General features: G+C 70.0%; 14 protein-coding genes. 9 read left to right on the forward strand and 5 right to left on the reverse strand.

From position 1 onward, the window contains the following. The first annotated feature begins 5 nt into the window (after window positions 1–5). Window positions 6–1,094: a TRAP transporter substrate-binding protein gene (locus DIS04_RS17890; RefSeq protein ID WP_111415155.1), complete on the forward strand. Its 1,089-nt coding sequence runs from the start codon at window positions 6–8 to the stop codon at window positions 1,092–1,094. 103 nt (window positions 1,095–1,197) lie between these two features. Here the strand turns inward: DIS04_RS17890 and DIS04_RS17895 are convergent, their stop codons facing one another. Next, the gene (locus tag DIS04_RS17895; RefSeq protein WP_111415156.1) at window positions 1,198–1,605 is read right to left on the reverse strand and encodes an acyl-CoA thioesterase; all 408 of its coding nucleotides are present in this window, start codon (window positions 1,603–1,605) and stop codon (window positions 1,198–1,200) included. Between the two features lie 153 nt (window positions 1,606–1,758). Here DIS04_RS17895 and DIS04_RS17900 point away from each other — a divergent pair, with 153 nt between their 5' ends. The 6 genes from DIS04_RS17900 to cysZ all read left to right on the forward strand — a co-directional run bounded on the left by DIS04_RS17900 (window position 1,759) and on the right by cysZ (window position 7,815). Next, a complete protein-coding gene (locus tag DIS04_RS17900) occupies window positions 1,759–2,730 on the forward strand; it encodes a PstS family phosphate ABC transporter substrate-binding protein (protein ID WP_111415157.1) in 972 nt (323 codons plus the stop codon). A 43-nt stretch (window positions 2,731–2,773) separates the two neighbouring features. Then, window positions 2,774–3,907, forward strand: coding sequence for an ABC transporter permease subunit (locus DIS04_RS17905; RefSeq protein ID WP_111415158.1), 1,134 nt, complete (start codon window positions 2,774–2,776; stop codon window positions 3,905–3,907). Between the two features lie 92 nt (window positions 3,908–3,999). Then, window positions 4,000–5,469 carry a phosphate ABC transporter permease PstA gene (gene pstA / locus DIS04_RS17910; protein WP_179951301.1) on the forward strand — a complete coding sequence of 490 codons (1,470 nt, stop codon included), beginning with the start codon at window positions 4,000–4,002 and terminating at the stop codon, window positions 5,467–5,469. 17 nt (window positions 5,470–5,486) lie between these two features. After that, window positions 5,487–6,299 carry a phosphate ABC transporter ATP-binding protein PstB gene (gene pstB, locus DIS04_RS17915; protein WP_111415160.1) on the forward strand — a complete coding sequence of 271 codons (813 nt, stop codon included), beginning with the start codon at window positions 5,487–5,489 and terminating at the stop codon, window positions 6,297–6,299. A 33-nt stretch (window positions 6,300–6,332) separates the two neighbouring features. Further along, a complete protein-coding gene (gene phoU / locus DIS04_RS17920) occupies window positions 6,333–7,061 on the forward strand; it encodes a phosphate signaling complex protein PhoU (RefSeq protein WP_111415161.1) in 729 nt (242 codons plus the stop codon). Between the two features lie 22 nt (window positions 7,062–7,083). Beyond that, window positions 7,084–7,815, forward strand: coding sequence for a sulfate transporter CysZ (gene cysZ / locus DIS04_RS17925; protein WP_111415162.1), 732 nt, complete (start codon window positions 7,084–7,086; stop codon window positions 7,813–7,815). A 27-nt stretch (window positions 7,816–7,842) separates the two neighbouring features. On the opposite strand, the gene phoR is transcribed toward cysZ, so the two are convergent. The 4 genes from phoR to DIS04_RS17945 form a co-directional block, all read right to left on the reverse strand. Beyond that, window positions 7,843–9,162 carry a phosphate regulon sensor histidine kinase PhoR gene (gene phoR / locus DIS04_RS17930; protein WP_111415163.1) on the reverse strand — a complete coding sequence of 440 codons (1,320 nt, stop codon included), beginning with the start codon at window positions 9,160–9,162 and terminating at the stop codon, window positions 7,843–7,845. A 1-nt stretch (window position 9,163) separates the two neighbouring features. Beyond that, the gene (phoB, locus tag DIS04_RS17935) at window positions 9,164–9,853 is read right to left on the reverse strand and encodes a phosphate regulon transcriptional regulator PhoB (RefSeq protein WP_111415164.1); all 690 of its coding nucleotides are present in this window, start codon (window positions 9,851–9,853) and stop codon (window positions 9,164–9,166) included. 85 nt (window positions 9,854–9,938) lie between these two features. Continuing rightward, window positions 9,939–10,832 (reverse strand): 4-hydroxybenzoate octaprenyltransferase, encoded by an 894-nt coding sequence (ubiA, locus tag DIS04_RS17940; RefSeq protein ID WP_111415165.1) that lies wholly within the window; start codon window positions 10,830–10,832, stop codon window positions 9,939–9,941. Window positions 10,833–10,861: 29 nt separating this feature from the next. Next, window positions 10,862–11,419, reverse strand: coding sequence for a chorismate--pyruvate lyase family protein (locus DIS04_RS17945; RefSeq protein WP_245904602.1), 558 nt, complete (start codon window positions 11,417–11,419; stop codon window positions 10,862–10,864). A 102-nt stretch (window positions 11,420–11,521) separates the two neighbouring features. Between DIS04_RS17945 and DIS04_RS17950 the strand changes: the two genes are divergently transcribed. Together DIS04_RS17950 and DIS04_RS17955 are read left to right on the forward strand one after the other, a co-directional pair. Next, window positions 11,522–12,682: an FAD-dependent oxidoreductase gene (locus DIS04_RS17950; protein WP_111415167.1), complete on the forward strand. Its 1,161-nt coding sequence runs from the start codon at window positions 11,522–11,524 to the stop codon at window positions 12,680–12,682. Between the two features lie 199 nt (window positions 12,683–12,881). Further along, the gene (locus DIS04_RS17955) at window positions 12,882–13,160 is read left to right on the forward strand and encodes an HU family DNA-binding protein (RefSeq protein WP_010625919.1); all 279 of its coding nucleotides are present in this window, start codon (window positions 12,882–12,884) and stop codon (window positions 13,158–13,160) included. Window positions 13,161–13,169 lie beyond the last annotated feature (9 nt).

Raw genomic sequence — 13,169 nt, forward strand, 5'->3', positions numbered from 1 at the left:
TCGCCATGCAACGCCGTAAATTCCTCAAGACCGCCGGCCTCGGCGCCGCCGGTGTCGTCGCCGCGCCCTTCGTTTCCACCGCCAAGGCGCAGGAAACCATCACCTGGGACATGGTCACCTCCTGGCCGACCAACTTCCCGGCCCTGGGTACCGGGGCCAACGATTTCGCCCAGCGTATCGAGCAACTCTCCAATGGCCGCATGCGCGTGCGCGTGCACGGTGCCGGCGAGCTGGTGCCGCCGCTGGAAGTCTTCGATGCCGTCGCCGCCGGCACCGCCGAGATGGGCCACTCGGCGTCCTACTACTGGCGCGGCAAGGTCGCTGCCTCGCAGTTCTTCACCGCCGTGCCGTTCGGCATGAACACCCAGGAAACCAACGCCTGGCTCTACCACGGTGGCGGCCAGGAACTGTGGGACGAGGTCTACGCCAAGCACAACCTCAAGCCGTTCCCGGTGGGTAACACCACCACCCAGCCAGGCGGCTGGTTCAAGAAGGAGATCAACTCCCTGGATGACCTTCAGGGGATCAAGCTGCGCCTGCCGGGGCTCGCCGGCGAGGCCATGAACCGGATCGGCGTGACCACCGTGAACATGCCGGGCGGCGAGATCTTCACCTCGATGCAGACCGGCGTCCTCGACGCCGCCGACTGGGTCAGCCCCTACAACGACCTGGCCTTCGGCCTGCATCAGGTGGCCGACTACTACTATACCTCGGCCTGGAACGAGCCCTCGGCGGTGCTCGAGGGCACCGTCAACCTGGATGCCTGGAACGAGCTGCCCGACGACCTCAAGGCGGTGGTGACCGAGGCCGCGCGGGCCTCCAACCTGGCGATGATCAGCGAGTTCACCTACCGCAACGCCCAGGCGCTCGAGACGCTGGTCGAGGAGCACGGGGTGGAGCTGCGCAGCTTCCCGCAGGATGTCATGGAGGCGCTCTACGAGGCTTCCCAGGCGGTCATCCAGGAGCAGGTCGAGAGCGACCCCGATTCGGCCAAGGTCTACGAGTCCTACCAGGCCTTCCAGCGCCTGGTTCGCCCCTCCAACGACGCCGGGGAATTCGCCTATCTCAAGGCGCGCGACAGCCTCGTGAAGTAAGCGCTGGTGCGCAACGTCGTAGCCACGAGGGTGCCGCAAGGCACCCTCGTTGCATTGCGCCGGGCGTTTCGTGACGGCTGAAAGGAGCCGCCCCGGCGTTCGCTCAGCTGGCCTCAGGCACCGCGCGGATACGTCCCTTGTCGTCGAGCGCCACCATCACGAAGCGGGCCTCGGTGACCTTGTGCAGTTCGCTGTTCTCGCGCTCGTGGGGCTGTCGGATCCACACCTCCACGTCGATCTTGATCGAGCTGTGGCCGATCTCGCGCACGGCGGTGAAGATGTTGACCATCGAGCCGACGCGCACCGGGCACAGGAAATCCATCGTCTCGATGGCCACGGTGGCGGTGCGGCCATGCGCTTCGCGACCCGCCGCCAGTTCGGCGGCCTGGTCCATGTGGCGCACCAGCCAGCCGCCGGGAATGTCGCCATAGAGGTTGGTATCCTGGCGGTTGGCCAGTAACTTGAGGGTCAGTTGCCCCTGAGGGGCGGGGATATCGTCGAGGTCGGTCATGGAATGTCGTAAGCTCGGCTTGTTGTTGTGGGGCCGTGATATTGCATCGCAGCGGTTGCAGTGGGCCATCTTATACGCCGATTCCTGTGCTCACCAGCGCTGCGACAAGTCGCCCCAGCCGCATCCCTCACCGTCCGTTCCCGGGAGGCGCACATGATTCGCTTCGCCGGCCGGCGTGGCCGGCGCAGGCGCCGCCACGCCTGCCTCGCCGTGCTGCTGGCGCTGTCGGTGGCCATCGCCCAGGCCCTGGCGAGCGAGCCGCCGGTGGGCACCCTGGGCGTCGTCGGCTCCGATACCATGGCCGGGCTCATGCTGCGCTGGGGCGAGCAGCTTGGCGAGCGCCATCCCGGCATTCGCCTGCAGCTGCAGGCCAGCGGGTCGGCCAGTGCGCCGCCGGCCCTGGCGGCCGGCACCACCCGGCTCGGCCCGATGTCGCGCCCGATGGACGAGGAGGAGCGTCAAGCCTTCGTCCAGCGCTTCGGCTATGCCCCGGTGGAAGTCGAGGTGGCCCGGGATGCGCTGGCGATCATCGTCCATCGCCACCGGGGGTTGGAATCGCTGCGCCTGACCGAGCTCGATGCCATCTTCTCGCGCACTCGTCGTTGCGGCGGCGAGCGCGATATCACCCGCTGGGAGCAGCTTGGCGGCGCGGAGGATGGCGGGCGCATCGCGCTGCACGGCCGTAACCCGGCCTCGGGCAGCTACGGGCTCTTTCGCCAGCGCGCGCTGTGCGGGGGAGAGTACCGGCGCCGCCTCAACGAGCACCCCGGCTCGGCTGCCGTGGTGGCGGCGGTGACCGAGAGCCTCCAGGCGATCGGCTATGTCGGGCTCAATCACCTGACCCCGGGGGTCAAGGCCCTGGCGCTGGAGGATCACGAGGGCACGCGGCACTTTCCCGATGCCGAGCAGGTTCGCCGGGGCGACTATCCACTGAGCCGGGCGTTGTACCTGTATGCCAACCTGCCGCCCGGCAAGGCCCTCGCCGGCCCGGAACGGGCGCTGCTGGAGCTCATCCTGTCGCCGCAGGGCCAGCAGACGGTCGCGGAGCTGGGCTTCGTGGCGCTGTCGGACACGGCGCTGGCGTCCCAGCGCCAGCGGCTGGGGCTGGACGGCCCACCGCCGTGACGCTGTCATCCTACTGTCATCAAGCCGTTATACGCTGCCGATCATGATAGAGCCCGCTCCCGTTTCTCCCCCCTCCCGGCCCCTCTGGCGGCGCCAGCGCGATCGCCTGGCCACCGCCCTGATCACGGCCGGCGGCATCGGGGTGATCGTCGCGGTGCTGGCCATCGGGGTGTTCCTGGCGATGGAGGTCCTGCCGGCGCTGCTGGGGGGCGCGCTCGATTCGGCGCGCATTCGCATGTCCCTGACGCCGATGGCCTGGGGCACGCTGAAGGCGGCCTTCTGGGCGATGGCCTTCGCCATTCCCCTGGCGCTGGGGGCGGCGATGCATTCGGCGCTGTTCATGTCGCAGCGGCTGCGCAGCCGCATGAAACCGACCCTGGAGATGATGGAAGCGCTCCCCGGGGTGGTGATCGGCTTCGTTGCCGGCCTGGTGCTGGCGCCTTGGGTGGAGCGTCACCTGGCGGGCTCGCTGGCGCTGCTGCTGGTCATGCCGCTGGGCGTGCTGCTGGCCGCCGCGGCGTGGCGGCGGCTGCCGTCGGCGGGGCGACGCCGGCTGTCGCTGGCCCGGGCCGGGCTATGGCTGGTGCCGTGGCTGGCGCTGCTGGCGACGCTCACGCTGGTCGTCTCGCCCGGTCTCGAGACGCGGCTGTTCGGCGGCGACCTGCGCGGCTGGCTGGATGCCGAGCTGGACCTCGACTACGCCACGCGCAACGCCATGATCGTGGGGCTGGCGATGGGCTTCGCCGTGATGCCGAGCGTCTATGCGCTGGCCGAGGATGCCCTTTCCGGCGTGCCGGGCCGGCTCGGCGAGGGCGCGCACGCGCTGGGCGCGACGCGCTGGCAGACCCTGTGGCGGGTGGTGCTGCCAGCCGCCGCTCCCGGCATCTTCGCCGCGGTGATGATCGGCGCCGGCCGCGCCGTGGGCGAGACCATGATCGTGCTCATGGCCAGCGGCAACACCGCGCTGATGAGCCTAAGTCCGTTCGAGGGCATGCGCACCATGGCGGCGGGCATCGCCGTCGAGCTGCCCGAGGCCGTCCCGGGCAGCGAGGCCTATCGGCTGCTGCTGCTGGCGGCCCTGCTGCTGTTCGGCTTCACCTTCCTGGTCAACACACTGGCCGAGGTGGTCAGAAGCCGGCTGCGGCGTCGCTACCGCTGGCTCGGTGGTTCCCCGTGAGGGCATGGCGGTGGTTCGGCAGGGGGCGCCTGCCACGCTCCGAGGGCCCCTGGGCGTGGCTCGCCGCCGGTAGCGTCGCGCTGTCGCTGCTGATGCTCGGTGGGCTGCTGCTGCTCATCGCCGGGCGCGGGCTGGGCCACTTCTGGCCGGCAGCGGTGGTGCAGGTCGAGATGGAGGATGGCCGGGTCGTGGCTGGCCGTGCGGTGCGCGAGCTGCCGCTGGAACGAGGGAAGGGGCGTGAACGGCTCTACTTCACCGGCAACCGCGATCTCGACGGCCAGGTCTGGCACTGGCTGCCGGTCGACGACATCGCCGCGATCGAGCGCCCCGCCGAACTGGTGGTGCTCGAGCGGCGCCGCCACGGCGAGTTCATCGGCCGCCTGATCGCCGTGGGGGACCGCGAGGCGGTACGGGACGCCGCGCCGCAGCAGGCCGCCTGGACCAGGCTCCAGGCCCGCCTGGCGGCACTGGATCAACTGCGCGCCGAGCGCGAGCGGTTGCGCCGCGAGGGGCTCAGGCCGCTGATCCGCCAGCTCGATGCCGACCCGGATGACAGCGGCGCGCGACGGGCGCTGGCCGAGGCCAACGCCCGGATCTACGACCTGCAGCAAGCGATGCGCGGCGAGGTGGCGCTGCTGGAGAGCGCCGACGGCCGGCGCCTGCACCAGCCGCTCGACGAGGTGCTGCGCGCCTGGCGGCCCAACGCCATGTCGCCAGCGCACAAGCTGGCCGCCTGGGGCGGCGGCGTGTGGCGCTTCCTCGCCGAGGGGCCGCGTGACGGCAACTCGGCCGGCGGCGTATGGCCGGCGATCTTCGGGACCGTGCTGATGGTGCTCCTGATGTCGCTGCTGGTCACGCCCTTCGGCGTGCTGGCGGCGGTCTATCTCAACGAGGTGGCCCATCAGGGCCGCTGGACGAACCTGGTACGGATCGCGGTGCGCAACCTGGCCGGCGTGCCCTCGATCGTCTACGGCGTCTTCGGCCTGGGGGTGTTCGTCTACGGCATCGGCGGCTCGCTGGACGAGTGGTTCTTCAGCGACACCTTGCCATCGCCCACCTTCGGTACCGGCGGTCTGCTGTGGGCGTCGTTGACCCTGGCGCTGTTGACGCTGCCGGTGGTGATCGTGGCCACCGAGGAGGGGCTGGCACGGATCCCCGTCGAGCAGCGCGAAGGGGCCCTGGCACTGGGGGCCACCCGCTTCGAGACACTGTCTCGGGTGGTGCTGCCGATGGCAGTGCCGGCGATGCTCACCGGGGTGATCCTGGCGGTGGCCCGGGCCGCCGGCGAGGTGGCGCCGCTGCTGCTGGTCGGCGTGGCCAAGCTGGCGCCCCAGGTGCCGGTGGACGGCGAGTTCCCTTTCCTCCATCTTGAGCGCAAGTTCATGCACCTGGGCTACCACATCTACGATACGGCCTTCCACGGCAGCGACGTGCAGGCGGCCATGCCGCTGGTCTTCGCCACGGCGCTGCTGCTGGTGCTGGTGGTCCTGGTGCTTAACCTGACTGCCATCTTTCTGCGCCACCATTTTCGCGCGCGTCACGGCGTGCAGCCGCGCCCTTGAGGAGGTATCGCCGAGCCATGACCCTGCCGTCCCGCCCCCTGCCCAGTTCGGGATCGATCATCGACTTCCCGGCCGAGGCCAGCTGCTTTCAGATCGAGGGCCTGGGCCTGGCCTATGGCGGCAAGCGGGCACTGCGGGGGATCTCGCTGCGGGTACCCCGCCACCGGGTCACGGCCTTCATCGGCCCGTCGGGCTGTGGCAAGTCGACGCTGCTGCGCGCGCTCAACCGACTGCACGACCTCAACGAAGAGGCGAGCCACGAGGGCAGGATCCTGCTCGAAGGCGAGGACATCCATGCCCCGGAGGTGGCTGTGGACGAGCTGCGCCGGCGCGTCGGCATGGTGTTCCAGGTGCCCAACCCGTTTCCCATGTCGATCTACGAGAACGTGGCCTTCGGCCTGCGCCTGCAGGGCGGCCTGACGCGCCGCCGCATGGACGACATCGTCGAGTGGGCGTTGAACGCCGCGGCGCTGTGGGACGAGGTCAAGGACCGCCTGCGCGCCTCGGCGTGGTCGCTCTCCGGCGGCCAGCAACAGCGCCTGGTAATCGCCCGCTCGCTGGCGGTACGCCCCGAGGTGCTGCTGCTCGACGAGCCGGCCTCGGCGCTGGATCCGATCTCGACGCTGAAGATCGAGGAGCTGATCCGCAGCCTGAAGTCGCAGCTGACGCTGGTGCTGGTCACCCACAACATGCAGCAGGCGGCGCGAGTCTCCGACTACACCGCCTTCCTGCAGGACGGCGAACTGGTGGAGTACGCCCCCACCGACACCCTGTTCACCAACCCCAGCCTGCGTCGCACCGAGAACTACATCACCGGCCGCATGGCCTGACCGAGGCCGGCACGCCAGCCCGAGGAGAGAACCATGGACATCAACAGCGATACCCACAGCCAGCACATCTCGCGCCAGTTCAACCAGGAGCTGGAGGCGCTCAAGACCCACCTGATGACCATGGGCGGGCTGGTCGAGCAGCAGGTCCAGGAGGCGATCCAGGCGCTCCTCGACGGCGACAGCCGCCTGGCCGAGCAGGTGCGTGACCGCGACCGCGACGTCAACGCCATGCAGCTCAGGATCGACGACGAATGCACGCGGGTGCTGGCCCGCCGCCAGCCGGCGGCCTCTGACCTGCGCCTGGTGCTGGCGGTGATTCGCGCCACCGCCGACCTCGAACGGATCGGCGACGAGGCGAGCAAGATCGCCCGCAACGCCCTGACCCTGATCGACGCCGGCAACAACGTGCGCGGCCTGGTGGAGGTGCGCCACATCAGCGAGCACGTACGGCGCATGCTGCGCGATGCGCTGACCGCCTTCGCCCGCTTCGACACCGAACTGGCGCTTCAGGTGGTGCACGAGGACGAATCGGTGGACGACGAGTACGGCAGCGCCATGCGCTCGCTGATGACCTTCATGATGGAGGACAGCCGCGCCATCGGCCCGGTGCTCAACGTGATGTGGATCTTGCGCGCGCTGGAGCGGGTCGGCGATCATGCCGACAACCTCGCCGAGTACGTGATCTACCTGGTCAAGGGGCTCGACATCCGTCACATGGACCCGGCCCAGCTCGACGAGGATGCGCTGACGCGCAAGGAATGAGGCTCACCGAGAGAGGATCTTGATGCTGGACGCCTTCACGGCACTCAACCGCGGGACACGGCTGGTCTACCGCCGTGGCCTGCGGCGCTACGTCTATGCGCCGATCGCCGTCAACCTGGCGGTCTATGCGGCCATGCTCTACTACGTGGTGACCCGCTTCGGCGGCTGGCTCGGGGCCTGGATGGCCATGGTGCCGGCCTGGCTCGGCTGGCTGGAGTGGCTGATCTGGCCGCTGTTCGTGGCGAGCCTGGTGCTGATCGTGTTCTTCAGCTTCACCCTGGTCACCCACCTGATCGCGGCGCCCTTCTACGGCTTCCTGGCGGCCAAGGTGGAGGTCGCGGCCACCGGCCGGCCGCCACTCGACGACCGCGGCCTGGCGCGCACCGCGGTGGACGCGCTGGGCCGTGAGCTGGTCAAGCTGGGCTACATCCTGCCGCGGGCGCTGGCGCTGTTCGTGCTCAGCTGGGTGCCCGTCCTCAACGTCGTCGCGCCCTTCCTGTGGGCCGCGTTCTCGGCCTGGATCATGGCGATCACCTACCTCGACTACCCCATGGACAACAACAAGGTGAGCTTCGCCGACATGCGTCGTCGGCTCTCTTCCCACGCCTGGCAGACCCTCACCTTCGGCGGCTGGGTGACGCTGATCACCTGGATCCCGCTGGCCAACCTGTTCCTGCTGCCCGGCGCCGTGGCCGCGGCCGTGCTGATGTGGGACCGCCACTACCGCGGCGAAGCGGACATCGCCACGACCTGAGGGGAATGCCGGCGGCGTGGCGCCGATTCAGCGATCGGCCGCGCTGTCGGCCGACGCCACGGCCGTGACCAGGCGGGAGGCGGGGAACACGCAGCGGAACAGGGCGCCGCGGCCGGGGCGGGATTCGATCTCGAGTTGGGCGTCGTGACGCAGCAGCACGTGCTTGACGATGGCCAGCCCCAGGCCGGTGCCGCCGGTCTCGCTGCTGCGCCCCTTGTCGACCCGGTAGAAGCGCTCGGTCAGGCGCGGAATGTGGACCGGGTCGATGCCCGCGCCGTCGTCCTCCACCTCCAGGCAGGCGCCCTGGGGGTGCGGCTTCCAGCGCAGCACGACATGGCTGCCCTCGGGGGTATAGCGCACCGCATTGGAGGCCAGGTTGGACAGCGCGCTGTGGATCTCCGCGTCGCTGCCCAGCAGCCAGCGGGACTCCTCGAGCACGACCTCGATATGCTGGCGGCCCGCCGACAGCGCCTCGGCGTCGCGGCGCACCTCCTCGAGCAGCGAGGCCATGGCCAGCGGCAGGTGGTCCGCGCCGCCGCGGTCGATCTCCAGGCGCGACAGCAGCAGCAGGTCGTTGACCAGATTCTGCATGCGCATGGTCTGCTCCTGCATGCGGGTCAGTCCCTGGGCCAGGCGCGGCGGCAGGCGCTCGGCGGCATCGGCATAGGTCTCGAGGTAGCCCGCCAGCACGGTCAGCGGGGTCCGCAGCTCGTGGGAGACATTGGCGACGAAGTCGCGGCGCATCTCCTCCAGGCGGTGCAGGCGGGTGATGTCGCGGGCCATCACCAGGCGCTCGTCGTCGCCGTAGAGGGTGATCTGGAACTGCAGCACCTGGCGTTCGTCCACCGGCGAGGTCAGCGTCAGCGGTTCGCGGTAGTCGCGGGCGTTGAAGTAGGCGACGAAGCGCGGGTCGCGTACCAGGTTGGTGATGTGCTGGCCGCGGTCGTGGGCGGCCTTGAGCCCGAGCATGCGCTCGGCGGCGCTGTTCCACCATTCGAGGTCGCCGTGGGGGTCGAGCATCACCACGCTGTCGCGCATCGCCTCGGAGGATTCCTGGATGCGCTTGAGGGTCGCCTGCAGGCGATGCTGGGTATGCCGCTGGCCCTTCTGGTAGCGGTAGAGGCGGTCGAACAGCTCGCCCCACAGGCCGCTGGCCGCGGGCGGCTCGCTGTGGGGGTGGCGGGTCAGCCAGCGGCGCAGGGCGTGCAGCTGGCGCAGGTGATAGACGAGGCGCAGGGCGAGCCCCGCGGCGAGCCCGAGCCCCGGGGCGGAGAGCAGCCAGCCGGCCAGGCCGCCGCCAGCGGCGAGCAGGCCGATGCGCCAGAGTTCGTGGCTCCAGGGACGCACGTCAGCCCTTGTTGGAGAAGCGGTAGCCGGTGCCGCGCACGGTCTGGACCAGATGCTGGTGGGCATCGCCCAGCGCCTTGCGCAGGCGCCGGATGTGCACGTCCACGGTGCGCTCCTCGACGTAGACGTTGCCCCCCCACACCTGATCGAGCAGCTGGCTGCGGGTATAGGCCCGCTCCTGGTGGGTCATGAAGAACTGCAGCAGGCGGTACTCGGTGGGGCCCATCTCCAGCGCCTTGCCGTCGGCGCTGACGCGATGGCTGACCGGGTCGAGCACCAGGCCGTCGACCTCCACCGGCTCCTCGACTCCCTTGGGCGTGGTACGGCGCAGTACCGCCTTGAGCCGGGCCACCAGCTCGCGCGGCGAGAAGGGCTTGGTGATGTAGTCGTCGGCGCCGGCCTCGAGGCCCTGGATCTTGTTGTCCTCTTCGCTCCTGGCGGTGAGCATGATGATCGGCAGCTCGCGGGTAGCCTCCTCGCGCTTGAGGCGGCGTGCCAGCTCGATGCCGCTGGTGCCGGGCATCATCCAGTCGAGCAGCAGCAGGTCGGGCTGGTTGTCGACGATCATGCTGTGGGCGCTCTGGGCGTTGGCGGCCTCCAGCACGCGGTAGTCGGCCATCTCCAGCGCCACCGCGATCATCTCGCGGATCGGCGCTTCGTCATCGACGATCAGAACGGTCTTGGCGGTCATCCCGAAGCCTCGCGGTCAGTGACGGGTCGGTGACGATCTCACCACGACATCATGACACTTGGATGACAGCCCCGCCATAGCGGCGCTAGGCACCGCTGGCGGGCCACAGGCTGAGCGCGATGCCGGCGAACGCCAGCAGCCCCGACCAGTGGTTGTTGAGGAAGGCCTGGAAGCAGCGCTCGCGCGCGCGTTCGCGTATCAGGAACTGTTGGTGGACGAAGGTGGCCGCCATGCCGGCCAGGCCGAGCCAGAAGAACCCGCCGAGCCCCAGGCGCCAACCGACCCAGCCCAGCAGCGCGAGGGTCGCCAGCTGCAGCAAACCGATGGCGGCACGGTCGGCGCGGCCCAGCAGCACCGCGGTGGACTTGATGCCGATCTTGAGATCGTCGTCGCGGTCGACCATGGCGTACTCGGTATCGTAGGCCACCGTCCACGCCACGTTGGCGGCGAACAGCAGCCAGGCCTCCAGCGGTACATGCCCGAGCACGGCGCCGAAGGCCATCGGGATCGCCCAGGAGAAGGCGGCACCGAGGAACGCCTGCGGCAAATGGGTATAGCGCTTCATGAAGGGATAGATGAAGGCCAGCGCCACGCCCACCAGCGACAGCATGACGGTGAACGGATTGGTGAACAGCACCAGCACGAAGGCCGCCGCGACCAGGCTCGCGAACAGCACCTTGGCCTCCTGCTCGCCGATGCGCCCGGTCGCCAGCGGACGGTTCCGGGTGCGCTTGACGTGCCCGTCGAAGTGGCGGTCGGCGTAGTCGTTGATCACGCAGCCGGCGGCGCGCATCAGGTAGACCCCGGCGACGAAGATCAGCAGCAGGCGGCGCTCGGGGACGCCGGCGGCGGCCACCCACAGCGCCCACAGCGTCGGCCACATCAACAGCCAGGTGCCGATGGGGCGATCCAGCCGCATCAGGTGCAGGAAGTCGGGCAGGCGGGCCAGCCCCTTGGGGCGCATCAGGGAGCGATCCATCGGTGTCTCCTCATTCGATGGCGATCATCCTAGCGTGATGGCAGGCCCAATTCATCCGCCATTTCCTCCAGGAAGAACTCCTGCACCAGCACGGCGAAGCGGCCGTGGCGGAACACCGAGCGACGCCCCCAGGGGCCGGCCACGGGATGGAAGGGGGGGCGTGCGGTGGTGACCTCGATGGGGCTGCGCTCCAGGCCGGGCTGGCGGAACAGCCAGCTGCCCAGCGAGCGCTCGCCGAGCCGTTCGAGTCGCTGGCCGCGCAGCTGGGCCAGCGGGGCCACCGAGCGGGCCACCACCCAGGGCCGCTCGTCGAGGCACAGCGCCACTTCCCGCAGCCAGGCCAGGCGGTCGAGCGGCAGCCCCAGGGCACGGGCCTCGTCGAGGCGCGGCTTGCCCAGGCGCTGATCGAGCAGGCGCACGCGGAAGACGCGGCCGGCGCCGGCCGCGATCAGCCGCGCGGTGAGCGAGTCCCGCGTGGCGACCCAGCCCCGCCACGCCGGGCTCATCGTCGGTCGGCTCGCGGCCAGGGGGCGCCAGGTGGCAGCATGAGGGCAATTGGCGTGGCGCTCGGTGCGGTTCCGGGACACCGTCACTCTCCGGGTCGAACTGGGGGCGCATAGTGTAACATGCGGTCCTGACACGATTCCCCGTGCGGCGCCCCCGCGGCCCCGCCAGCGGCGAGGAGTTCCATGAGCGCACCCCTGACGATCATCGGTTCCGGCATGGCGGGCATCGGCCTGCTCAGGCAGCTGCGCGCGCTGGACACCGATCGCCCCGTGACCCTGATCACCGCCGACAGCGGTGACGACTATTCCAAGCCCTTGCTCTCCACCGGCTTCGCCAAGCGCCTGCCGCCCGAGCGGCTGGCGGCACGCTCGGCGCTGGAGATGGCCGACCAGCTGGGCGCGGTGGTGCGCACCCATACCCGGGTCGATGCCATCGACCCGGCCGGCAGCTGCCTGCACATCGGCGAGGAGCGTCTGCCCTTCGCCGAGCTGGTACTGGCCACCGGTGCCGCGCCCGCGGTGCCCTTCGGCATCCCCGAGGCGCTCGCCGGTCGCGTCTTCACCATCAACGATCTCGACGACTATCGCGCCTTCCACGCCGCCCTGGAGGCGCTCGGCCGGCCCGGCCGCGTGGCCATCGTCGGCGCCGGCCTGGTGGGCTGCGAGTTCGCCAACGACCTGGCGGCGGGGGGGCATGCGGTGAGCCTGGTGGCGCCGGAGCACGCGCCCCTGCCGCGGCTACTGCCGGAGCCGCTGGGCCGGGCGCTGGGCCAGGCCTTCGCCGAGGCGGGCATGAGGCTCTACCTGGGCCGCGGCCTGGCGCGGCTGAAGGACGCCGGCGCAGAGGTCCGCCTGACGCTCGACGATGGCGAGCGGCTCGAGGCCGACCTGGTGCTGGTGGCCACGGGCCTGCGCCCGCGCAGCGAGCTGGCCCGGGCGGCCGGGCTGGCGACAGGGGCGGCCGGCATCCGGGTCGACCGCTACCTGGCGACCTCGTCGCCCGGAATCCACGCCCTGGGCGACGTGGCCTGTGTCGCCGGGGTCAACGCCATGTACGTCCAGCCGCTGCAGGCCAGCGCCAAGGCGCTGGCGCGCACGCTGAGCGGGACGCCCACCGCGGTGAGCTACGGCGCCTGGCCGGTGCTGGTGAAAACGCCGCTGCTGCCGGTGGTGGCGCTGCCCCCGCTGGAGCCGCCGGCACGCTGGCGAATCGAGGGGGATGGCTTCGACCTGGCCGCCCTCGCCGAGGATCAAGACGAACGTTTGATTGGCTTTGCGTTGACAGGAGCCTGCGTGAAGCGGAAAGTTGAGCTGGCGCGAGCGGCGCCGCCGTTGCTAGGCTAGTCACGTCATCGCCTCGGCCGGCTTCGCAGAGCGAACCGCCGTTGGTCGACGCGCTTGACGCTTCAAGAGCAAGGGACGAACCCGCACATGGGAACGGGCTCTCCCGGGGGAAGTGGCAGGCGGCACGAACTGACCATAGATGAATAACAACTGACCGGCAGCGTTGCCGGGACAAAGCCAATACCAGGAGGGCTGTAGTATGCGTAAGCCAGAACTTGCTGCGGCAATTGCCGAGCGTGCGGAACTTTCGAAGGACAAGGCCAGCCAGGTGCTCAACGTCATTCTCGACGAGATCACCGGCAGCGTGGCCCAGGGGCAGGACGTTTCACTGATCGGGTTTGGTACCTTCACCGTGCGTGAGCGCGCCGCCCGCACCGGCAAGAACCCCCAGACCGGCCAGCCGCTGGCCATTCCGGCCAGCAAGACCGTTGCCTTCAAGCCGGGCAAGGGCCTCAAGGACGCCGTCGGCAAGGGCTGATTCGAAGTT

The sequence above is a fragment of the Billgrantia lactosivorans genome, from assembly GCF_003254665.1.
Taxonomy (GTDB): domain Bacteria; phylum Pseudomonadota; class Gammaproteobacteria; order Pseudomonadales; family Halomonadaceae; genus Halomonas; species Halomonas lactosivorans.